The following is a 22,943-nucleotide window of genomic DNA, read 5'->3' as shown; positions in this document are numbered from 1 at the left end:
CTTATATGTAACAAAGTTTTAACACCTTTAATACTTCCCTAATATCATTTAATTCATGTATTTTTTCAAACACTTCATACGTCTAATTGTCCAAGCTCATACATATGCATAATAGTACATCAAGCTCATCATAGTAGAAAGAGGGATAACATGGACAATCAACAATGGCAAGTAGCAAAGAAAGTAGCTGCTACTTATATCGGAACTGTCGTTGGAGCTGGATTTGCTACTGGACGAGAAATTGTTGAATTTTTCACAGTGAATGGATTATACGGGACAATTGGCATATGTGTAAGTGGATTTTTTTTTATTTGGCTCGGCACAAAGATGATGTTACTTTCATCACAAATCGGGGCATTTTCAGCGCAAGAATTTAACAAATATTTATTTGGGGATGTATTTGGGAATGTTGTAAACACATTATTATTACTCGTTTTATTCGGCGTAACGAGCGTTATGTTATCAGGGGCTGGTGCAGTATTTGAAGAGCAACTTCGCTTACCAAGACAACTCGGTATTCTCATTACAGTTATCGCTTGTCTCATTATAAGTAGCCGCGGATTACAAGGTGTTTTTGAAGTAAATACACTTGTCGTACCTATTATGATGATTTTTATTATCGGACTTGCTATTACAACCTTTTTTCACGGTACACCTTCCATTAATAACACTATTCCTGCAGAGAGTTGGAATATGAAATGGATTACTAGCCCTATTACATATGTCGCCTTAAATCTTTCTCTCGCCCAAAGTGTTCTCGTCCCATTAGCCAGTGAAGTAAAGGATCGAAAAGCCATTTTTTGGGGTGGGATTTTAGGTGGTGCTGGACTTTCTTTAATTTTATTATGCAGCCATTTAGCAATCTTATCAGTCGATCAATTTTATCAATATAACATCCCAATGGCTGAAGTCATAAGAAGATTTAATGCAACTTTTCACTTCTTCTTCGTTCTCATTATTTTCGGTGAAGTTTTCACAACTTTAGTTGGTAATGTGTTCGGAATGACAAAACAGATGCAATCTATTACTGGGTGGAAAAATCACAATATTATTTTCTTCATTTTACTAATTAGTTATTGCTTTAGTTACATCGGTTACAGTGACTTACTTCATATTCTATATCCTATCATCGGATGGGTAAGTATTGTTATACTTCCAATCATTGCGTTTAAACAACTTCAAAAAACATAAAAAAGCATCCATGTTATTGGATGCTTTTTTATGTTCATTCACAATCATCACATACTTCCCAGTACGGTCCCATTTCTAATGCTAAATACGGCTTTAACTGCAACCGGATCATTCGACTAGGCATGCGCTCTAAAACAAATTGAATACCTTCTTCATCTTCGTCTAATTCAACTTTTGAAATCACAATTCTTTGTATAGTCGTAATGGGAATTCCATCTTTATATAAAGTGATTTTCACCTCATCGTATTCATTAAAATACAATTCGACACTCATTTGATTTTTCAGTATTTCATCAACAATTTTATATGTATCATTTTGTTCTTGGATTATATATTTCCATCCGCCTCTATCTTCTTTCGGAGCTGTTTGAAATAATGTCTCCAAATCCTCGTATAGCATAAGATAACCCCTCTCTTACTAAAAAACGATGAGTATTTTATATACCCTTTATCTCTATCACTATCCATAGCTATTGTACCATATATCACCGTTCTTACCGTATTCATTTGCTTCATAGATACTTATAAAATAACTAATTCTATCTCCATTATTATGTATATTACCTCATTACTCCATACACTCTTACAAGTTTAAATAACGACAGGCTTTAATCCATGCAAATATTGTCTACTCTCCGCTTTTATTAGCTCACAGCATTCATACTTTTACATATAATAAGACTACCACAAATAAAAAAGGAGAGTGACTTATACCACTCCCCTTAAAAGAACTTCCCTATAGCTGCTAAAACTAATACGATTATTAAAATTGCAAATAATAATGAGACAATGAAACTAAAAATAGGTAACGCTTTCTTTTCATTCTTCTTAAATAGTAACTTTAAACTAAGAAAAATATTTACTGGTACAAGTATAAAATAAAAATATTTAACAATTTGTACCGAGCTATTCGAAAGTGTTTTTAATATAAACACTTCAATTAGAAAAACAATAAAAAATGAAATACTTAGCCAAAATGAGACGTAACTAAGCCAAGAATGTCTTTTTGTCCCCCAATACACTCCCATAATACTCTCCTTTTATTTGTATTCTATACGTTAATAATTATACACAAAGCTAACAAATACCTCTATTTTTCGACAAACATTATGTAAAATGCCATTTTAAACGTCATAAAGAAAGTCTACATCCCTATTTGATTTTACACAATAAAACAGACTACCCTCTAGTGGCATAATGCTACTAGGGGATAGTCTGTTCTCTATTAAACTTTAAATCTGTCAATTAGTCCTTGTAACTCTTCAGCCATTTGAGATAGCGTGCCCGCTGCGGATCCAATTTCCTCCATCGAAGCTAGCTGTTCTTCAGCTGAAGCCGCAACGTTTTGTGTGCTTGTCGCATTATTTTGCGCTGTCATTGCAATTTGTCCTACCGAAATAGATACTTCATTTGCCCCTTTTGACATTCCATTAGCCGTTTCAACCATCGTCTTAATTTGATTAGCTATTTCATTTGTAGATTGTAAAATTTCAGCAAAGTTTTGCTTCGTTTCATTTGCGATAACAAGTCCAGATTGAACTTCCTCATTTACATGATTCATAGATTTGACTGTCTTACCCATATCATCTTGTATTTCACATATTAATTTACTAATTTCACTAGAAGATACGCTAGACTGCTCTGCCAATTTACGCACTTCATCTGCAACAATTGCGAAACCTCTTCCATGCTCACCGGCTCTTGCGGCTTCAATCGCCGCATTTAAAGCTAGAAGGTTTGTTTGATCTGCAATATTTTGAATTACTTCTAAAATATCACCAATTTGTTTTGATTTATTATTTAGTAATTGTATAACTGCATCTGATTGTGACACAGATTCTGCAATAGACTGCATCTGGTTTACTGTTCTTCCTACTAGTTTCCCACCATCTTCTGCTTTTTCACGAGCATGTGCAGAAGCCGTATTAATAGATGATGAACTATTTGCTACATGCTGAATTCCTTCCGTTACATCAAACAGTAACATAGCGCCATTTTCTACGCTTGTTGTTTGCGTCGTTGCCCCACTTGATATTTCATCCATTGCGATTGTGATTTGCTCAGTCGCTTCACTTGCTTGCCTTACACTTGCAGTTAGCTCTTCTGATGCCGCTGCAACATGCCCAGCTGAATCGTTAATTCTTCCGATTAACGTCCGTAACGAATTCGTCATCTCATTAAATCCTTTAGCAAGTTGGCCGATTTCATCATTAGAATGAATTTCAATTGTTTGCGTTAAATCCCCTTCACTTATTTCTTTAGAGGTAACAACTAATCTCTTTAAAGGCTTCGTAATTGAAAGTGTTACAAAATAAATAAGTGCTCCACCTATTACTAATGAGATAAGCATAACAATTAACATATTATAAAATACAGGTTGAGCAGCTTCAATTACTTCACTTGAGTACATAGTCCCACCAATTTTCCAACCTGTTTTTACATTTGTAGCAAATACCATATTCTTTTCACTACCGCCATAAGAATATGAAAAAGCACCGTGATTATCTTCATAAATTTTCTTTGCCCAAGAATCAGCCGCTTTTTCCCCTGATTTTTCTTGTGGATGAGCAATTATTTTTTGCTTTCCATCTAAAATGAAGGCATATCCTTTTTTACCAATATTAATTAACTTTGATGTTTTTAATAAATTATCTAAACTTAAATCTAGCGCAACAACCCCATTTTTATCTTCTGTTTGTTTTGCGATTGTTACGACAATATGTCCATTTCCTTTTGCCTTATATGGCTCAGTAACAACAATACCACCTTGTTTTGCAACTGCATCTTTATGCCAAGAACGCTCTGTTGGATCATAGTCTGCTGCCATTTGTATATTTGGTTCTTGTACAAATTTTTTATCATTTCCGGCAACATATACTTGTTCAACATCTTTATTCAAATTTATATATTGAGATAACATTTTTCTTAATTCATCCTGATTATCTCCTTGATACATATTCCCCTGAATCACCCGTGCAAAATTATTTACATCATTAAATTTTGCATCAATCATTTGATTGATTAAATTATCCAGTATTTTTATATTGTCGTTGGCACTACTCTTAATTTGCGATTCAAAATTCTTTTTGGCTGTTTGATAAGACATGCCTCCGATAATAGACACAGCCGCAATTAAAATTACAAAGAATGAAATTAATAGCTTTTTTGCTACTTTCATATCACGAAACAAATTTAATAGTTTATCCATTATGAACCTCCTAATTTTCAAATTTAAAAGTTAAATTGAGTTAATTATGAATATTTCCCAATCCCTAATTATTATTTTCATAACCTATTATGATGAATACTTTGTAAAGTTTAAACAATTAATTTCCCTTTGTCTATATATACGAATAATATTATTATAAAATTTACAAATAGAAAAAACCAAAGGGGCACCCTTTGGTTTTTACATTTTTTTATGTTGTTTAGAAAGCTTTTTCCACTTATCACGCTCTGCTCTGGCAAGGATTACATCTTGTTTTCTCATAAAATACGCCAGTTCTCTTTGTAATTTTTTATAGCTTTTCAAACGATCTATCGTAATAAGTCCGTTATCAATTGCACTATGCACCGCGCATCCTGGTTCATCCTCATGCTTACAATCACGAAAACGGCATGTTGTCGCAAGTTTTTCAATATCAGAGAATGTTGTTTGAATCGCTTCGCTTCCTTCCCAAAGTTGCAATTCTCTCATGCCGGGAGTATCAATTACGAGAGCGCCACTTGGCAATTGAAATAACTCTCGATGCGTTGTCGTATGCCTCCCCCTACTATCCTCTTCACGTATATCTCCCGTTTTTGCTACCTCAATTCCTATTAGCGCATTTAACAAAGTTGACTTTCCTACCCCTGATGACCCAACTAAAGCAATTGTTTTCCCTGAAGAAACGAATTGTTTCAACGAATCAATACCTGTATGCTCTAAACTATCAACAACGAAAATAGGAACACCAATTGCTATAGCTTCCGTTTCTACAATTTTCTGTTCTACATCATTACATATACTACTCTTTGTTAAAACAATAACTGGCATAGCGCCACTTTCATACGCTAATAATAAATAACGTTCCATCCTTCTAACATTAAAATCATGATTAAGTGCATTCACTAAAAATAAATAATCTACATTTGCTGCTATTACTTGTTCTTCCGTTCGAGTACCAGCTTCTTGTCTAGAAAAAGAGCTTCTTCTCGGAAAAACACGATGAATAATAGCTTTCTTTTCATTCTCTATTTTCTTTATATACACCCAATCACCAACAGCTGGATAATCTCCCTTCGTTACTGCTTCATGCCGAAACTTTCCAGACAGTTCTGCCATATATTCACCATCATTACAAATAATTCGATATATATGCTTATGCTCAAGTAAAATACGCCCTACTTCAAAGTTCTCTACAGCTTGTTCCTCAAAAAAAGAATCCCAGCCATACGATTCTAAAATATTTTGATTCAAATTGATATCCTCCCTAGTTTAAGCTAAGTGGAAGGATAGTGCGCTCACTTATATCGTTTCGCCCTTTCCATCCACCTTTGTATTTGGTTTATTATTCATATAAGTTATTTTCGCCATAATACATCACCCCGTTCTTATTTTTATTACTCTCATTATATGGAATTCTCCTATAAAAAGCTACATCATTTAACGTAATTTTCAAATAACTTGTTTTTGAGCATTCTAATTTGTCCTCGGTGACTAATTTCATCTTCTAGCACATGAAACCAAAGATAGTGCTGGTTATATACTACACCGTTAGGCCACTTTCTTTCTGACATGAGCCACTCATTACCTTGTTCACTTAAATACTTCAGAGATTCTTCTCGAACACTTTGTAGAAGTTGTACATAATACTGTATTTCATGACCACAGATCGCTCTACCTGCTTCCCCTAAATACAATGCATCTTCCCATATTTCTAATTCTTCTTTTGTAAAGTCACGATCTTGAAATGAAATAAGCTGATGAACTTTTTCAATAGCTGCTATATGCTTTAATAAGGCGCCAATTGAATTTCCGCTGCTCTGCATAATTAAATCTAATTGCTCAACTGATAAATTTTTTACTTCGCCTAATGTTACAGCTCTCGTATGCTCAAGCATGCTTACTAATTCCCCTATTTTTTTTGTATAACCATCTACACTTCTTATTCGATAATCTATATTCATATGACGCACCCCTTTCTGCATTCATATTATTGTAAAAATGATTCATATAATAGACTGAAATCTATCGAAATTTTCTGTTATAATTAAATTGAATACAAAATATACCCAAACAAACTTTCTCAATATGCTTATATGAAATATTAAAAGGAATCAATATAAAATAATCGAATCTTATTCACTAAAAGGAGTGGATTCGATGGAAATGTATCAATGGCTAACCGCTGTTCTCGTTGGTGGCATTACTGGCTTCGTTTCCCATCTAATCAATAACCAAGGTAAGTTATTGCTTCCACGCCGTTTGAAAACTTTTTTTCACTTTGGATTTTTAACTGATGTTTTTACCGGTAGCCTAGCTGCACTTCTTGGACTCGTTTTATTCGATGTCACCGCAATAAAAGAAATTATAAAAGTATCCATTGTAACTGCTATTTCCGGTCAAACTTTCTTACTACATCAAGCTCTTGGTGGCGAACAGGCTAAAAATACGCAAATTGGGAAAGCTGATGAGAAGATTCAAGAAATTGACAAATTATTGCGACGTTAGTGTATACTTTCTTTTAAAATTATTGTTATAATGAGAAATAAATATTTTCTATTGCGTCGTTTGTCAGGAGAAAGGGTGTTTCGTATGACAAAAAAGAAAATAGAAGATTTCTTAACAAACTCCGAAAAAGAGGAACTGCTAGAAAACTATAAATGTTTACGAGAAGCCCGCACAAAAAGCGAAGCTAACTATTTTGGTGAAGCAGTAAACCATCTATTAAATAAAGCAAAACAACGAATTATTAAAGATGCAGGTATACATGATGAAAATGCTGCAACTGTTCAATCAAAGAGAAAAGCACTGTTTTAGCTACATTAGCTAAAACAGTGCTTTTTATTACAACATTTTTCACATTACTTTCACATCTATTTCACAATTATAAGTACTCCTATATGTTAAACTAGGTATATCCTTTTCCGAGGAGCTATATGCCGATATATAAACCCCTATCTATATAGGGGTTTTTTATTTCCCCATAATTTTATTACAAATCCTTTTCAATCATACAGCTCAACGACGAATTATTAAAAATACAGCAACTATGCAATCAAAAAGCACCTTTTTAACTTATCCTAAAAAATTGTTTTTTGATTTACTAAAACTTTATGATGCAATTCCTTTTTCATTATCTTTACTAATGTTTTCACCTTTTCTAAACAGAAATAAAGCTACAACATATAATAACGCTGTAAAGCTACCTACTAGTATAAAATTGTGAGATGTTGCAAATAACATTCCTTCTATTACCGCACCAATCATTTGGCCAATGTACATCGAGGCGTTAGCAAGGGCAGCACCTGTTCCCCTTGCTATAGTAGACATGTTTTGTAAATGTCCCATCATTAATACAAACAAAATTCCTGTCACAAAAAATAAAACAAAGAAAAAGAATTCAACAAAAATAAGATTCTTTAAATAGGGAAGTATTACATATAACACTGCCGTAAATACAATTCCACCATAGAAAGAAAGATTGTATCCAATTTTATTTACAAGTCTAGGGCCAAAAATATTACCAGCTAAATTTCCTAATCCTAGTACAAGCATAGCCGTACCTACTTCATGAACCTGTAAGCCAAATTGAATGGAAAGCCATACACCAAAAAATGAAAATGCAGCAAAATTTCCGGTTTGAAAAACAAAGTATGCAAAATAAGAAAGTGAAACCTTTGAATCTGTAAGTAATTGTTTATAACGCTGTAAAATCACTTTTTTATTTCCACCTATATGAACCGACTGTATTTCTGGTAATACAACATAAATAAGAATAACAAGTAGTGCTGATAATATACCAATGAAATAGAATGGGATTGTATAATGTATCGTTGCTAAATAAGCTCCCAGTGGCAGCCCTAAAATTTGAGAGATTGATAACCCTGCTGTTGCAACCCCAATTGCTTTCACAATTTGCTTTTTCTCTATAAGGAGCGGAATGGATGCCCACACTTGTGGAGATACAAAAGCTGCACTTACACCTGCTAAAAATCTAAATGTTAGCATCCATCAAAAACTCGGTGCAATTCCACACAAAAACGTACTTATTGCAAAAAAACTCATACCTAGTACCATCACTTTTTTTCTGTTTAATCCATCTGATATAGGACCAGCAATAAGCGCAAATCCAGCATACCCTAAAGCATACGAACTCACCATCCATCCTGACAACTCGGTTGAAACATGATACACCTGTTGTAATGTCGGCAACAGTGGTGAAATTAAGAAAGTGTCTGTACCGATCATAAACATTATCGTGAAAAATACAGCTAGTACTCTATTCATTGTGAGTCAGGTGTTATGTACACACGCCTTGAAGGAACACAACGTTTCATTTCAATTCGTGAAGAAGATTTAAATGCTAGATTCCCAGGTTTGTTACAAGTTGTATTACATGCGACAGAGCCATATTAAAAAACATCTCATATGAATATGAGATGTTTTTTAATATGGCTATTCTTTTAATAAATCTATTAATCCATTCCCTTCAGATGTACGTTCGTACCCTAAAGGTACAGTTCTTTTAATAAGTTGTGCATATACTTCCGGCTCTGATAACTTTCGACCGTATTCTTTCTCACACTGTTTAATGAGCAAGGCGAGCGCCCCAGCAATATGCGGCGTCGCCATGGAAGTTCCACTTAACACAGCATATTTCCCATCTGGATACGTAGATAATATTTCATCACCTGGCGCTACTAGATCAATTTCTTGATTTGAATTACTAAAACATGCAATCTTCCGCTCTAAATTAACAGCACCAACTTCAATTACCTCAGAGTAAGCACCTGGGAAATCTAATTCCTCTGTTTCATCATCGCAATCTCCATTATTTCCAGCAGCACATACAACGAGAACATCCTGCTTTACCGCATTTTGAATTGCTTCATGTAATTCTGGAACATCTTGCGGACCACCAAGTGACATTGAAATAATTCTCACTTTCTCTTGATTCGGCCCTCTCCAATTTACAGCATAATGAATTGCCTCAATAATTTGCTCATAACTTCCAGAACCATCTCCCGCTAAAACTTTTAATACTAACATTTTAGCAAGTGGTGCAACTCCTAATACACCGACACCATTTTCAGTCGCGGCAATCGTCCCCGCTACATGAGTACCATGTCCGTTATTATCAAGATACACATTTGGATCAGCTTCATAATCTTTTGTGAAATTTCTTCCGTCGATAATACGATCTTTTAAATCTATATGATTAGTATCACACCCTGTATCTAATACGGCAACGACTACATCTTGCCCCTTCACACTCTTTTCCCATACTTGCGGAGCGTGAATCATTTGTACACCTGGTGGAATTTCATTTACTTGTTCTACCACCTTATTTACGGTAAACGGAATCAATTGTATACCTTTTTGTTTATTCACTGTACTACTCATCGTAATCCCTCCTGAAAATGTATTATTTTCATTTCAGACCACTTTTGAATACGTGTAAATGTAACATTCGTTTTATTCTTTTTGTTTTCCTTCTTTTCAAATATTTCTCAACATCATTTACTAACTTTATACTACTTTTTTATTTTCCCTATGATTTGTAGGAAGTAACACCCCATGTCGTTCAACTACTAACCAAAATAAGAGAACCAATTAATGGTCCTCTTACAGTCTTTTAAAAGAATGATATGTAATTTGAAAAATAATATAAATTAAGACTAAACCTCACTCTTGTTTAAAAACTTTTCTATTTCTTTTACTAAATATTCCGCTCCCTCTATCCCAACAGTAATATTTCCATTTGCTAATGATATGTTCTGTTCTGAAACATCACCTGTGATTTGGCAAGCATTGTAAGGTTGATATTTTTGTAAAATGATTTTATCTGCTTCTACAAAAATTTCAAGCGGTGATTTGATTTGTATTCCCAATACATCGCGTAATTCTTTAGGGATAACAATTCGTCCTAATTCGTCTACTTTTCGAATAACTCCTGTTGCTTTCATATTTCTCCCCCCTTACTCTATATTAATTTTTCCACCTCGCTTTTTCCATTTTATCACTTTTTGGCAATACTTGCCTCTTTTTAGAAAATTTTGTACTCGAGTTAAAAAAACACATTTAATGCATACGTAATCTCTCTTTCAATTGTTTTACATAACGGGATCTTATAAGTAAGAAGTATACAATTTGAATACCTATGAAAATACTTAATACAACTGTATTTTCTTTAAACAATGAGTACTCAAACATTTGCCCTAACGCAGTTAAGGCTACTGCCCCATGTAATGTTGCAACACCAATTGGAACGAAGAATAAAAGCGCCAATCGAATTGTAACTACCTTCGATAATTCCCCACTCGTCAATCCAACTTTTCGAATCATTTCGAACAAGCGAACATCATCCTCCAAATCGGAGAATAAACGGAAGTAAAGGAAACTTCCTGCGCAAACGAAAAATACTATACCAATAAAGAAACCTACAAATAAAATCGGTCCTGCAATTTGTAAACTTTGGTTTTGTTCGTACTCTTCCGCACTAAACGTTGACTGTTCTTGATACGGTTTAATTTGATGAGTAAGCTCTTTACCAATTTCAATCTCATCTTTCGTTCTTTCAGTTTTATACATATAATCTTTTGTCTCTATAAATCCATCTTGTAATGAATCATATTGATTATTAGAGATTACATAAACATTTCCTCTTAATATTTTCCCCAATGAAGATGAAGTAACTTTTTTCACCTTTAAACTTTCATTCATATTGGGTAAAGTAATTTCTTTTCTTTCTTTCATCGCTGGCCCTGGTATATCAGCTGACAAAAATACAATCTCTTTATTGGCTACAGTATTAAATGGTTCTCCTGTTAACTTTGCATATTCCTTATAATCTGATTCTTTTATAAAAGTGGCGCTTCTTAACGACTGTTCCTCCGTTTTCTTTGTCGAAATATTAGTTTTTGAAGCTGCTATATTATGTTTCTTTAATCCTTTGTCAATCATTTGTATATGTTGTGATTCGTTACTATTCCCTTGCTTAGAATGGTAATGAAACGCAATTGGTCTCTCCATTATCCCTTTCGTCATGGATGCGAAGCCGACTAATGTCCCTATTGCGGAAAATGCTACAGTAGAAATAATGGTTACAATAAAGAACATTCTTGCGTTATCTCTCATGCGATACGCTAAATCTGATAACGTAATAATATTAGTCTGTGTCCAATAGAAACGTTTACTTTTTTTACATAATCGAATAATAAAGACACTCAGCTGCTTGTACAACAAATACGTCCCAATAATAACTACCGTTGTAACAGGAATCATCATAATAAATACCATTGCGCCATGCGATAGAAGAGCTCCTACATAGCCAGCACTAAGCAATACTACTGCTAATATTGAAGAAATGATTGATGCTTTCGGTTCCGGTTTTGCCTCTGCTGACCCTCTAAACAACTTCATAATTTTATTTTTACGAATCATTCCTGCACTAAACAATGATATGATCATAAATAATATGAAAAACATAATACTTGTTACAACAATTGCTTTCATCGGTATGTAATAGGATAAGGATATATCTAGTTTTAATATCATCGGGGCGACAAATAGTAATACCCCTGAAAATAACATACCTGAAAGAATACCAAAAATAATTGCCCCTATTCCAATCATAATATTTTCAAAAAAGATAAGACGCTTTAATTGATATTTCGTCATACCTAGCATCATTAAAATTCCTAGCTCACGCTTTCTCGTTTTTAAAAACATTCCCATCGAATATAAAATAAAGAAGAATGTAAATAAGTAAATAATAGACTGTGCAAAAGACATACTTACGAATACGTACTGACCCAATTCTCCTGCACTTAATGCCGGATGAAACGCAAAAAATGAATACACAAAAAAGGCCATAATAGCAAATGCACTACTCAAAAAATAGGCTGAGTATGTCCGTCTATTTCGCGTTACATTCCGATATGCGAGTTCTCTAATGTTCATATTACTTCTCCGCCCTTCTTTCTACTAACTATGTTTTTATATTAGTAAAGTACGGAAATACCTTCCATCGATTCAAATGACAAAAACCTTACAGTTTTGAAAGGTTTAAAAAAATTGCTTATACGTAGTACTTTATTTATAATGACTACATTCATATTCATACACACATCCTATTGTATATTCGTTAGTTTTGCGAAATAATAAAGGATAGAAGTATGTACCATTATACATATAAACTTATTTACCGCTTTAATATGAATAGGAGGAAAACATAATGACATTACAAGAACAGATTATGAAAGCATTACATGTTCAGCCTGTAATTGATCCAAAAGTTGAAATTCGTAAACGAGTTGATTTCTTAAAAGATTATGTAAAAAAAACAGGCGCAAAAGGATTTGTACTTGGTATTAGCGGCGGCCAAGACTCTACTTTAGCAGGACGCTTAGCACAACTTGCAGTTGAAGAAATTCGTAACGAAGGTGGTAATGTAACGTTTATCGCCGTACGTCTTCCTTATAAAGTACAAAAAGATGAAGATGATGCACAATTAGCATTACAATTCATTCAAGCAGATCAATCTGTTGCATTTGATATTGCTTTAACTGTTGATGCTTTTTCAAATCAATATGAAAACTTATTGGGTGAATCATTAACAGATTTCAATAAAGGTAACGTGAAAGCACGTATCCGTATGGTTACTCAATATGCAATTGGTGGACAAAAAGGGCTACTTGTTATCGGAACAGATCACGCTGCAGAAGCTGTAACAGGGTTCTTTACAAAATTCGGAGATGGTGGTGCAGATTTATTACCATTAACGGGATTAACAAAGCGCCAAGGACGTGCATTATTACAAGAGTTAGGTGCAGACGAGCGACTTTACTTAAAAATGCCAACAGCTGATTTATTAGATGAAAAACCAGGTCAAGCTGACGAAACAGAGTTAGGTATTACTTATGATCAATTAGATGATTATTTAGAAGGTAAAGCAGTTCCAGCTGACGTTGCAGAGAAAATTGAAAAACGTTACACAGTGAGTGAGCATAAAAGACAAGTACCAGCGTCAATGTTTGATGATTGGTGGAAATAAAACATAAAAAAGAAGCTAATCTCATTTAGCTTCTTTTTTATATGTTAACGATATACCCCTACTCTTTTCTCCAATAAATCTTGCAGGCAATCTTCATGCTGTTTACAAAATAACGGTGGCATGTCGTCTAACGGGAAAAACTTCAAATCCAACGTTTCATCACCATCTACTTTTTTGTCGTCCCCAACTATTGAGCATGAAAAACACATCACAATTGACTGTGCCTTGTCTCCATTTGGATATGATTGAAAATATTTTGTATACACTCCAATAAGCTCATTTATTTCTACATCATACCCGGTTTCTTCTTTTATTTCTCGGATTGCAGTTTCCGCAGCCGATTCTCCTATCTCCATTGCGCCACCTGGAAAGCCCCAAGCGTTAAAGTCTCCTCTTTTTTGCAGTAATACTTCTCCTTCTTTATTAAATACACAACCACCGGCAAAGTTTAAGAAAACATAATCATGCCCTACTTTTTCACGTAATTCTTTTATATAATTCGCCATTCTCTTCCCCTTTTCATACTTCTTCTATCGCTATTTCTTATCTTTTTCAAGCAATTCAATAATTCGATCTAGCTTCTGGTTCATATTAATCACGTGGTGTTTCTTTGCAACGCTGCTTTGTAATACTCTTCTAATAAACAAAGTAAATGATATGAAAAACAAAACGATAAGTCCGATTACTAAACAAGTATATATCAATGTAAAAATATTACTTTCGAACAAGTTCATTCAGCATTCACATCCTCTCCTTTTTATTTTATCACATAATTCCCAATATTTTAAAGTGATCAACAAATATAAAAAGAGCATCTTTTACAGATGCTCTTTCTCATTGCTTAATACGTAAATGTAATTGTCGCCAATGAATAACCAGCCAATGCACTATAAGGTGCTACTTGATAAGACACACGCTTTGCACCTTTTGGCCAATTTATTTCATTTAATACTTTCTTTATATCTTGCATCGTTCCATCCATGGACTGCTTATATCGTACTTCTACTTTTTCTGGTTTGGCTGCAAACTGTTGCTGCAACTTTTGCTTAAATTCATTATAATTTTCTGCTCCGTATTCTGCAGATAAGTATTGTAAATTTGTTTCTTTTAACATCTGCTCATATACAACAGTTTTTGAGCTACCAGCTTTTATTTTATTTGTTAATTCACCAAAATAACTTGTAGTTGCCGCTGGATATTTGCTACGATCCCATTCATGATCTTTACTTAACTGTTCGTCAGACATATTAAAATATGAGTAAGTTACACGCCCTGCTTTATCTGGTACTGGATCATCAAATGTAGTATCTAGGTGATACCATTTGTTTTCAATGTTCACTAAATTCCACGCGTGAGCTTGTCCATTTCCTGTGCCTGTTACAATATGATTTTGAATACCTGCCTCTTTTAACAACTCATACGTTAATAATGTATATCCTTGGCAAACGGCAGAACGATTCGCTAATGCTTCATATGCTGTATACGCTTGATAAGACGTATCATAAGACACATGCTTCACAACGTAATCGTGAATAGCTTTTACTTTCTCATGCTCATCCATTCCTGGTTTTACAATTGATCCAACAATTGATTTTGCCTGAGCTTTTACATATTGAGTTTGTTCTTTTGATTCACGGTATTTTACTTGCAGTGTAAACGTATAGTCCCCTGGCATTCCTTTAATAGAATATCTAGTAGACGCTACATTATATTTTACATACTCATCAGCATCTACAATTTTATTAAACTCACCATACAATTGATCCATAATATTTCTAGCATTTCTATCTTTTGTTTTATATGTGATTGTAATATTTTCTTCTCGATTATCAATCTGTTTTTTTAATTCTTTTCTGAAATCATCTAATAACTTTACATCTGATTGTGCTGTCACCGTAGTCGGATTTGTAGCTGCATAAGATACAGATGACGCTTGTAAGCCTCCCATTACTATAGTTGAACAAAGTGCGGCAGCTGTCACATACTTACTTGTCTTTCCCATCTTGTCACTCCTTATATTCTATAACTATACGAAAAAGTATCGTATAGTTTCAGAGTATACAATACTTTTTCGTATAGGTCATATGAGATTATGCATATTAACTAATTCACATAAAAAGGTTGTTCTTTTTAAAAGAACAACCTTTTTTCATTAGCATGTTTGTAATACACAGCATGTATTTTCAAAACGTTGATTTTTCAAATCTTCATTACTAATACAGAAATATAGCATCCCTAGTTCTCCCCAAACCATATTACAATTTTTATGATCTGAATCAATTTGGAATAAAAGAGTCATTTGCTGCGGGTCTACTCCCATATATTCTCCTGTCTCATATAACACTTCTTCTTGTACAGAGAATGGCTCACCAAACATTTGATGGTTATCGTAGTTATCTGGAATTAGCTCTTCAAGTAATTGCAAGAAACGATCTGAATCAGCCTCATCTTCAATGAAAAGTTCTGGTAATTTGTATGTCAGTTCAAAAGTAATTGCACACTGGTTATATTTCGCTTGTATTTCATTTTCTCTTCGTAATTGCTCTACAGGAACATCATAATAAAGTACACGCCCAGCTTCTGTTAGATTCACATTTTCTTCAAAATAATTTTCAATACAAAAGAAATACAGCATCCCCGTCTTAGGAAGATTGTGATCCATACCAACGTTTTGTAAATCACTTAAGTTAAATTGTGCGATAAATTGTAGTGGATTTCCCTTATACTTTGGATATTCAAATAAAGCTGGTAAATCAGGAACTCCTCCCATTTTCGAACTACCTATCGCAACAGTTTCCTGCTGCTTTGGCACAACTTTTATACAAGGAAATACAGTATTAATAAGTTCTTCTTTCAAGTGTGTTAGTTCATATTTATCAATTAATACTTCAATTTTTTTATTCATAAATTCTCCTTACATTTACATACTTATTTATATCATAGTACAAAGATTATACTTCATTCTTTACAAAATCAACAAGCCTCTAAAAAACGGGCTTATCCTTCGTACGCGAACAAGTTTAAAAAAGCATACTATACATTGTTCCTACAAACACGATAATTCTTTATTTCTTCCAGTACATTTTCCCCTCGTTCATTTTTAAATATAAGGAGGAATTCCACATGGGTTACGGATATAGTTGCTGTGGTTACGGATACGGTGGCGGCGGTTGTGGTTACGGAGGTTTCGCTTTATTAATCGTTTTATTTATCCTTCTAATCATCATCGGAGCTAGCTGTTGGGGCGGCTTTGTAGGCTGCTAGTAAACTTAAAAACTATTAAAAAAAAGCACGTACAATACGTGCTTTTTTGCCATTTCCAAATCTTTTATTCGAAAGGAAGTATGTTTAATGAAGATTGATGGTGTTTTTGAAGGAGGCGGTGTGCGCGGTATTGCGCATGTCGGGGCAATTTGCGCGTTAGCCGAAAAAGGTTATGAATGGGAACGTGTAGCTGGTACATCGGCTGGTTCGATTATTGCAGCGCTCCTAGCGGCAGGATATTCTTGTTCAGAGTTAAAAACGATTATAACTGATATTGATTATAATAAATTTACGAAAAGAACTTTTATTGATAGAATTCCTTTTATCGGTAAGGGACTAAGTGCATGGACTACTCTAGGTATATACTCTAATGTATTTATAGAAGAATGGATTGAAGAATTACTTCGAAAAAAAGGTGTTCATTTATTTACTGATTTACCAGATCTAAACAAACTCAAAATCATCGCCTCTGATATTAGTAATGGTAAAATGGTTGTCTTTCCTGACGACTTACCAAACTACGGATTTTTAAATTATCGCTTCTCTATCGCTAAAGCGGTAAGAATGAGTAGTACAATCCCCTTCTTCTTTGAACCCGTAAAATGGAGAACTCCAAAATGGAAGCAGCCTTGTTATATGGTTGATGGAGGAATTCTAAGTAATTATCCAATTTGGATCTTCGATTCACCTACCGCTCCTCGCTGGCCGACTTTCGGATTTCATTTTGTAAAAGATGAGATTCAAGCTGACCCTGCTCACTATAACGAGCCTATTTCTATGTTCAAAGGACTATTTAAAACAATGATGCAAGCTCACGATTTACGTCATTTAGATAAGGAATCAAAAGCAAGAACCATTACAATTCCAACAGGAACGATTACAAGTACTAATTTTGAACTGACAAAGGAAGAAAAAGAATGGCTTTACAATTCTGGTTATAACTCTGCTAATAAATTTTTACAAGCTTGGAACTTTAGGCAATATATTGATGAATATAGAAAAGGAAATCAAGACCGAAAGACAAATCGATTTTTTCGTCAACTTGACTCATAATATTATTATTTTGCATACAAAAACGTTTGACAAATTAATAGTAAATAAGCCTAGTAATTTCTTATATTACTAGGCTTATTTACTTCCTATACAATCTCGTACATTGTTTAAGGGTACGATAACCCTTCGGCTTCTTCTGCAGTAATAACTATGTAACGATTTCCCGTTCTTAATCCTAACAGTTCTGCTTTTTCAATTGCTTCTTGCTGGGTCTCCGCATAAGCAGCTAAATATTTTTCTCCATTGATCATTTGGCAAATTACATATTGTTTCATTACTTTCTCCTCTTACTTTTTCATTAGTTGTGCAAGTTTTTTTATACCTATTTCAATTTCTTCTAACGTTGCGTATGAATACGATAGGCGCAAAAATTGATTTGCACTTCTATCATATAAAGTACCTGGGTTTAATAAAACCTTTTCTTGCAGAGCTTTATCAAATAAACTGCGATATGAAATGGGTATTTTTATATGTACCCATATATAAAACCCGCCTGTTGGTTCATGCCAAGTTGCTATTTCACGAAGATATTTATCTAACATTAGTAACATAAAATCTCTTCGTTTTTTCAATTCACTTCTTACAAATCGCAAATGCTCATCATATAGACCATTTGTAAACCACTCTGCTGCAATTTGCTGGGATATAGTGCTTGAACCATAATCTGTTTGCATTTTTATGTCTGACAATCTTTGAATTACTGGCTCGGGTCCAACAATCCATCCAATTCTTAAACCTGGACTAATTACTTTGGACATGCTTCCAATATGTAGTACAATTCCATTTTTATCATAGGCTTTTAAAGGTTTCGAACTAGGTGCATCAAACCATAAGTCTTGATACACTGCGTCCTCTATAATAGGTAATCCAATTTCATTACATACTTCCATTATTTCTTTTCGCTTCTTAGTATTCATACTAAAATTCGTCGGATTATGAAAAGACGGGATCGTATATAAAATAGAGGCATTGAACTGCTTCTTATATTTCTTAATATATGATGTATGTAACCCGCTCTCATCCATTGGGATTCCAATTAAACGTACTCCTGCTGATTGAAAAACATTAAGCGAATATAAATAGGATGGTTTCTCTAATAAGATGGATGCCCCTTTCGAAAGAAGCCCCATAGAAATAAGTTGCAGCGCTTGAATTGCTCCTGAAACAATTAATATAGAGGCAGGAGATACATATACGCCATGCTCCTTTAAGTATTCGGAAATCTTTTCCCTTAAATACAGATTTCCTTTCGGCTCTTCATACCCAAGCGTCACATTTGACTTTAAAAGCTTATTCATAATTTCTTTCATCTTTTTCTCAGGTAAGAGACTCGGCGCGAGCTCACCTGTTCCTAACCGAATTACATGTGGATAAAATTCAGCTTGATTAATCTCTTGAATAGCTGGGAGATTCGGATAATGAACTCCTGTTTCTACATAAGACTGCCAATTAGGCGGGGGTGCGTAAGTTGAAGCATTCTCATTATTATTTACAACAATTGTTCCTTTCCTGCCATTCCCTTCAATATATCCCTTCGCAACTAGTTCATCGAAAGCCATTACAATTGTGCTTCGATTCACACCAAATGTATGGGCCAAATCTCTTTGTGAAGGTAATTTTGTTCCAACGGTCCATTCTCCATTAACAATCCTTTCTTTTATATACGTTTCTATTTGTTTATACAGCGGCGTCGCTAGAGACATATTCGGTTTCCAAACGAATCTTTCCATCATATCACCTTATATTCTTTTTGGTTGGTAACCTCCCCAACCATATGGATGGATACAAATTTTCATTTCTTCTATACAATATACACTATCATAATGAATTAAAATAGGAGGTAATATGATGAGTGAAGCAATTATTCATGGTATCATTCTTGCATTTGGACTTATCATTCCATTAGGTGTACAAAATGTTTTTGTCTTTAACCAAGGCGCTAGCCAACCAAACATTTGGAGGGCAGCCCCTGTAGTATTAACTGCCTCTATATGTGATACGTTACTCATATTGATTGCGGTGCAAGGTGTCTCCCTTGTACTCCTTACTTTTTCTTGGCTAACTAACTCGTTATATATAATTGGATTTTTCTTTCTCCTATATATGGGCTTTGTTATTTGGAGAAGTAACCCTTCCAACGATGTAAAACAAGAAAAAAGTATGCCCTTAAAAAAGCAAATCCTTTTCGCAGCATCAGTTTCGTTATTAAATCCACATGCAATTTTAGACACAATCGGTGTAATTGGAACAAATTCTATTCAATACATAGGAAGTGAAAAATGGGCTTTTACACTTGCAACTATTATCGTTTCTTGGATTTGGTTTATAAGCTTAGCTTTAGCGGGGAAATTTCTAAAAAGACTAGACTCAACCGGAAAGACAATCTTATTATTAAATAAATTTTCTGGTCTCATCATATGGGGTGTCGCGCTTTATATGTTAAAACAAGTTATTTATTCTTAATGAACGAAAGAGAATTGCATGTTACTGAAAACATCATGCAATTCTCTTTCAAATTATGAAGTAGGTTCCGGTTTCTGTTTTACCGTCTTTGCATCTTTTGCTGGTTTAATCCAAATGATTGCTATAACAGCACCAATGGCAGCGAAAATACTTGTCAAATAAAACACTTCATGGTCCGCCCCTTTCATAAAAAAAGAATATAAAGGTGGTCCAGCTGCTACACCGATAAATCGCATTGAACTATAAAAGGACGTAACCGTTCCCCTTTGCTCCTTTTCAATCCCTTGTGTAATGAGAGCATCTAAACATGGGAGTGCCATACCAATTCCTATCCCCATAATAACGAGACAAAGAAGTAGTAAGTAAATCCCTTTTATAAATAAAGGAATGATGACTGATGCAGCTGCCATTAAAAAACCAATATAAATACACTTCTTCATAACATTTTGATTATCTCCAATTTTTTTACCGGCCATATAGGAACTAAGTGACAGTACAAGTAACGGGATAGCAAGCACACACCCTTTCCATATACCATGAATGTCATACTTTGATTCCAGTATAGTCGACAAATAAAAGAGAATTCCGAATAAAATAAGCATAATAATTGCACCTAATGCAAAAATGGCAATTAACCATCTTCCCTTTTCTCGAAACGTAGAGATAATAGATCGAATAAACTCTTTTAGTGGCGGTACTTCCCCTTCTTGTTTTTTTGCCTTTACTAATACCAGCAATAAAACAATTGCTACGACACATAAAACTGGAATCGCCCAAAATGGTAAGAACCATACAATGGCAGCAAGAGCAGATCCTAAAATAGGGCTCAGCACTTTTCCAAATGTATTGGATGTCTCAATGATTCCCAAACCTGTACTAACTTGTTTTTCATCTTTGTATAAATCACCAACACACGGTATAACAACCGGCATTGCACCAGCAGCACCAATACCTTGAATCGCTCTACCGATTAGTATCCAAATGTAGGGATTATCAACTTTCCATGATACCCAACCAGTTATCGCTCCTCCTATAGCCGCAATCAGCAAACTCGGAACCATTACCATCTTTCGTCCCCATCTATCTGATAAATAACCAGCAATCGGTATAAGTAAAATGGCTACGATAGAGTAAATTGTAATAATCATGGATACTTGAAACGATGAAATATGTAATTGCTTTTCAATTGTCGGCAAGATTGGAATGAGCATTGAATTCCCTAATGTCATGACAAGTGGAACTGATGCAAGCGCAATTAAACAACAGTTTTCTTTTTTTAACATGTTGATTTCGGAACCTTTCATCATATATTTCTTACCATATAATAGCCCTGCTGGAACATAATTTTCATTCCACCAGGGCTATTACATCTTTAATACTTCCCATTCACAACAAAAGAAATTGGGTAAAATATAGTATTACTTCTATTCTTTGAATTCTGTTCACTATATATCCATACCAATTAATTGAAAAAAAAAGAAAGGAAGAATCCTTCCTTTCTCCTATAACCTTCTACATTTAGCGAGTATATCCGCCACCAAGCTGTTGTTCTGCCATCGCTACTAGGCGTTTTGTGATTTCACCGCCTACAGAACCGTTTGCACGTGAAGAAGTATCAGCTCCAAGTTGTACACCGAACTCTTGTGCAATTTCATACTTCATTTGATCTAAAGCTGCTTGTGCTCCATGTGATGCTAATTGATTAGAATTACGATTTCTAGCCATTACCAATCACCTCCTTATTTATATATAAATTGTGTTAAATTCAAATTAAAATACATGGAAATTTTTGGTTGTTTTTTACCATAAAAAAAGAGCCTCTAAACGAGACTCTCACATCATTTCACATTACGAAGTTACTACTTCTAATTTTCTATTTATTAATACTTTCATTTCTTCTTTTAATATCTCTTTTGAATTATGTCCAAACCATTCTAAGGAAGCAAAAAGATCCGTATTTCTCACTTCCTGAATAATCTCATCATAATTTACAATACCTTCAAATAACGGAACCATACCTATACGACTTCCTGCTGCAGCATATACATTATTAGGTTCAAACACATGCAAATAATCCGCTGAAGATATATTCTTAAAATGGTAATGTAGTGTCCACGGCTTTAATCGATGGAAACTGTCTATTGGATCTGCGCCAGACTCCCATATATGAAGAAAATCAAGATTTATTTTTAAATTCGGATGGTTTACTTCTTCTAATAACTCTATAGTAGAAGGCAATGTGTCCGTTAGTGTATTGGGATGTGTTTCTAACAGCACATACATATTGTTCTGAGCAAACACATCACAAATCTTACGTATTCGCTTCACATACTCTTTTCTCTCTTGTTCCGAGAAGTCCTTGCTCCCTTTTTGCCCAGCAAACGTGCGAATTTTATTCGTATTAAACCAATTAGCTAGTACTACAAGTTGTTCACTTTTCTCTATCGTTTTTTCAAAATCTGCTGATAATGATATATCTAAGTAATCACTTATCATCGTAATTTCTAAGTTTTTATCCTTTAGAAAATTCAATTCTCGTTCTGTCGTTTCACGTTCTTGCATGTACAAATTTTGTGCATGCGTCCCCCATAATTCAATTCCTTCAAAACCGTTTTCATATGCAAATTGAACAATATCAGTAAATGAAATTAATTGATGACGAAATGAAATGGTACATAGCGAATATTTCATAGTATTAAACTCTCCTATCTT

At 34.2% G+C, this 22,943-nt stretch carries 24 protein-coding genes and 2 pseudogenes; 8 read left to right on the top strand and 18 right to left on the bottom strand.

The window, feature by feature from the left end; translation table 11 throughout:
* Nucleotides 1–150: 150 nt before the first annotated feature.
* Nucleotides 151–1,191 (top strand): YkvI family membrane protein, encoded by a 1,041-nt coding sequence (locus tag BM089_RS05720; RefSeq protein WP_000370207.1) that lies wholly within the window; start codon nucleotides 151–153, stop codon nucleotides 1,189–1,191.
* 34 nt (nucleotides 1,192–1,225) lie between these two features.
* Here the strand turns inward: BM089_RS05720 and BM089_RS05715 are convergent, their stop codons facing one another.
* The 5 genes from BM089_RS05715 to BM089_RS05690 all read right to left on the bottom strand — a co-directional run bounded on the left by BM089_RS05715 (nucleotide 1,226) and on the right by BM089_RS05690 (nucleotide 6,360).
* A complete protein-coding gene (locus BM089_RS05715) occupies nucleotides 1,226–1,591 on the bottom strand; it encodes a DUF3979 family protein (RefSeq protein ID WP_000965063.1) in 366 nt (121 codons plus the stop codon).
* A 322-nt stretch (nucleotides 1,592–1,913) separates the two neighbouring features.
* Nucleotides 1,914–2,219 carry a hypothetical protein gene (locus BM089_RS05710; protein ID WP_000539571.1) on the bottom strand — a complete coding sequence of 102 codons (306 nt, stop codon included), beginning with the start codon at nucleotides 2,217–2,219 and terminating at the stop codon, nucleotides 1,914–1,916.
* Between the two features lie 197 nt (nucleotides 2,220–2,416).
* Nucleotides 2,417–4,399 (bottom strand): HAMP domain-containing methyl-accepting chemotaxis protein, encoded by a 1,983-nt coding sequence (locus tag BM089_RS05700; RefSeq protein WP_000359515.1) that lies wholly within the window; start codon nucleotides 4,397–4,399, stop codon nucleotides 2,417–2,419.
* Between the two features lie 201 nt (nucleotides 4,400–4,600).
* A complete protein-coding gene (gene rsgA / locus BM089_RS05695; RefSeq protein ID WP_001073089.1) occupies nucleotides 4,601–5,650 on the bottom strand; it encodes a ribosome small subunit-dependent GTPase A in 1,050 nt (349 codons plus the stop codon).
* A gap of 182 nt (nucleotides 5,651–5,832) precedes the next feature.
* Nucleotides 5,833–6,360 carry a DinB family protein gene (locus BM089_RS05690; RefSeq protein ID WP_001018102.1) on the bottom strand — a complete coding sequence of 176 codons (528 nt, stop codon included), beginning with the start codon at nucleotides 6,358–6,360 and terminating at the stop codon, nucleotides 5,833–5,835.
* Nucleotides 6,361–6,556: 196 nt separating this feature from the next.
* Between BM089_RS05690 and BM089_RS05685 the strand changes: the two genes are divergently transcribed.
* Entirely contained in the window at nucleotides 6,557–6,904 is a 348-nt protein-coding gene (locus tag BM089_RS05685; RefSeq protein ID WP_000426321.1) for a DUF4257 domain-containing protein, read from the top strand.
* An 84-nt stretch (nucleotides 6,905–6,988) separates the two neighbouring features.
* Nucleotides 6,989–7,213 carry a hypothetical protein gene (locus BM089_RS05680; RefSeq protein WP_000162602.1) on the top strand — a complete coding sequence of 75 codons (225 nt, stop codon included), beginning with the start codon at nucleotides 6,989–6,991 and terminating at the stop codon, nucleotides 7,211–7,213.
* 294 nt (nucleotides 7,214–7,507) lie between these two features.
* On the opposite strand, the pseudogene BM089_RS05675 reads toward BM089_RS05680, so the two are convergent.
* Nucleotides 7,508–8,683, bottom strand: a pseudogene (locus tag BM089_RS05675) (MFS transporter).
* A 3-nt stretch (nucleotides 8,684–8,686) separates the two neighbouring features.
* On the opposite strand from BM089_RS05675, the pseudogene BM089_RS31345 reads away from it, so the two are divergent.
* Nucleotides 8,687–8,812 (top strand): annotated as a pseudogene (locus BM089_RS31345) (transcriptional regulator); the annotation flags it as partial.
* Nucleotides 8,813–8,851: 39 nt separating this feature from the next.
* On the opposite strand, the gene BM089_RS05670 reads toward BM089_RS31345, so the two are convergent.
* From BM089_RS05670 to BM089_RS05660, 3 genes are all read right to left on the bottom strand, one after another.
* Nucleotides 8,852–9,799: a S8 family peptidase gene (locus tag BM089_RS05670; RefSeq protein ID WP_000099763.1), complete on the bottom strand. Its 948-nt coding sequence runs from the start codon at nucleotides 9,797–9,799 to the stop codon at nucleotides 8,852–8,854.
* A gap of 275 nt (nucleotides 9,800–10,074) precedes the next feature.
* Complete coding sequence (locus BM089_RS05665; protein WP_000648324.1) at nucleotides 10,075–10,362, bottom strand: AbrB/MazE/SpoVT family DNA-binding domain-containing protein; 288 nt, start codon at nucleotides 10,360–10,362, stop codon at nucleotides 10,075–10,077.
* A 115-nt stretch (nucleotides 10,363–10,477) separates the two neighbouring features.
* The gene (locus BM089_RS05660) at nucleotides 10,478–12,358 is read right to left on the bottom strand and encodes an FtsX-like permease family protein (protein WP_001025995.1); all 1,881 of its coding nucleotides are present in this window, start codon (nucleotides 12,356–12,358) and stop codon (nucleotides 10,478–10,480) included.
* Nucleotides 12,359–12,632: 274 nt separating this feature from the next.
* On the opposite strand from BM089_RS05660, the gene nadE reads away from it, so the two are divergent.
* A complete protein-coding gene (gene nadE / locus BM089_RS05655) occupies nucleotides 12,633–13,451 on the top strand; it encodes an ammonia-dependent NAD(+) synthetase (protein ID WP_000174903.1) in 819 nt (272 codons plus the stop codon).
* Nucleotides 13,452–13,495: 44 nt separating this feature from the next.
* On the opposite strand, the gene BM089_RS05650 is transcribed toward nadE, so the two are convergent.
* The 4 genes from BM089_RS05650 to BM089_RS05635 all read right to left on the bottom strand — a co-directional run bounded on the left by BM089_RS05650 (nucleotide 13,496) and on the right by BM089_RS05635 (nucleotide 16,356).
* The gene (locus tag BM089_RS05650; RefSeq protein ID WP_000024994.1) at nucleotides 13,496–13,957 is read right to left on the bottom strand and encodes an NUDIX hydrolase; all 462 of its coding nucleotides are present in this window, start codon (nucleotides 13,955–13,957) and stop codon (nucleotides 13,496–13,498) included.
* Between the two features lie 30 nt (nucleotides 13,958–13,987).
* A complete protein-coding gene (locus BM089_RS05645) occupies nucleotides 13,988–14,185 on the bottom strand; it encodes a DUF4083 domain-containing protein (RefSeq protein WP_001048104.1) in 198 nt (65 codons plus the stop codon).
* A 107-nt stretch (nucleotides 14,186–14,292) separates the two neighbouring features.
* Nucleotides 14,293–15,453, bottom strand: a complete 1,161-nt coding sequence (locus BM089_RS05640) for a transglutaminase domain-containing protein (RefSeq protein ID WP_000520865.1) — start codon at nucleotides 15,451–15,453, stop codon at nucleotides 14,293–14,295.
* A 150-nt stretch (nucleotides 15,454–15,603) separates the two neighbouring features.
* Nucleotides 15,604–16,356 (bottom strand): YwqG family protein, encoded by a 753-nt coding sequence (locus BM089_RS05635; RefSeq protein WP_090976248.1) that lies wholly within the window; start codon nucleotides 16,354–16,356, stop codon nucleotides 15,604–15,606.
* Between the two features lie 218 nt (nucleotides 16,357–16,574).
* Between BM089_RS05635 and BM089_RS05630 the strand changes: the two genes are divergently transcribed.
* Both BM089_RS05630 and BM089_RS05625 read left to right on the top strand, forming a co-directional pair.
* Nucleotides 16,575–16,715: a YjcZ family sporulation protein gene (locus tag BM089_RS05630; RefSeq protein WP_000540419.1), complete on the top strand. Its 141-nt coding sequence runs from the start codon at nucleotides 16,575–16,577 to the stop codon at nucleotides 16,713–16,715.
* 87 nt (nucleotides 16,716–16,802) lie between these two features.
* Complete coding sequence (locus BM089_RS05625) at nucleotides 16,803–17,768, top strand: patatin-like phospholipase family protein (RefSeq protein ID WP_000686807.1); 966 nt, start codon at nucleotides 16,803–16,805, stop codon at nucleotides 17,766–17,768.
* A gap of 107 nt (nucleotides 17,769–17,875) precedes the next feature.
* Here BM089_RS05625 and BM089_RS05620 read toward each other — a convergent pair whose 3' ends face one another.
* A complete protein-coding gene (locus BM089_RS05620; protein ID WP_000816390.1) occupies nucleotides 17,876–18,043 on the bottom strand; it encodes a DUF3933 family protein in 168 nt (55 codons plus the stop codon).
* 12 nt (nucleotides 18,044–18,055) lie between these two features.
* Nucleotides 18,056–19,498: an aminotransferase-like domain-containing protein gene (locus BM089_RS05615; protein WP_069355447.1), complete on the bottom strand. Its 1,443-nt coding sequence runs from the start codon at nucleotides 19,496–19,498 to the stop codon at nucleotides 18,056–18,058.
* A gap of 118 nt (nucleotides 19,499–19,616) precedes the next feature.
* Between BM089_RS05615 and BM089_RS05610 the strand changes: the two genes are divergently transcribed.
* Nucleotides 19,617–20,231, top strand: a complete 615-nt coding sequence (locus BM089_RS05610; RefSeq protein WP_001287303.1) for a LysE/ArgO family amino acid transporter — start codon at nucleotides 19,617–19,619, stop codon at nucleotides 20,229–20,231.
* Nucleotides 20,232–20,284: 53 nt separating this feature from the next.
* Here BM089_RS05610 and BM089_RS05605 read toward each other — a convergent pair whose 3' ends face one another.
* The 3 genes from BM089_RS05605 to BM089_RS05595 form a co-directional block, all read right to left on the bottom strand.
* Nucleotides 20,285–21,514 carry a bacillibactin exporter BcbE gene (locus BM089_RS05605; protein ID WP_139213241.1) on the bottom strand — a complete coding sequence of 410 codons (1,230 nt, stop codon included), beginning with the start codon at nucleotides 21,512–21,514 and terminating at the stop codon, nucleotides 20,285–20,287.
* A gap of 235 nt (nucleotides 21,515–21,749) precedes the next feature.
* A complete protein-coding gene (locus tag BM089_RS05600) occupies nucleotides 21,750–21,956 on the bottom strand; it encodes an alpha/beta-type small acid-soluble spore protein (protein WP_000113545.1) in 207 nt (68 codons plus the stop codon).
* Nucleotides 21,957–22,079: 123 nt separating this feature from the next.
* Complete coding sequence (locus tag BM089_RS05595) at nucleotides 22,080–22,922, bottom strand: sugar phosphate isomerase/epimerase family protein (protein ID WP_000877687.1); 843 nt, start codon at nucleotides 22,920–22,922, stop codon at nucleotides 22,080–22,082.
* Nucleotides 22,923–22,943: the final 21 nt, after the last annotated feature.

The organism is Bacillus sp. 5mfcol3.1, from assembly GCF_900114335.1.
Classification (GTDB): Bacteria; Bacillota; Bacilli; order Bacillales; family Bacillaceae_G; genus Bacillus_A; species Bacillus_A thuringiensis_S.
Note: the sequence above shows the minus strand (reverse complement) of the source record. Positions and strands in the feature narration are given on the sequence as shown.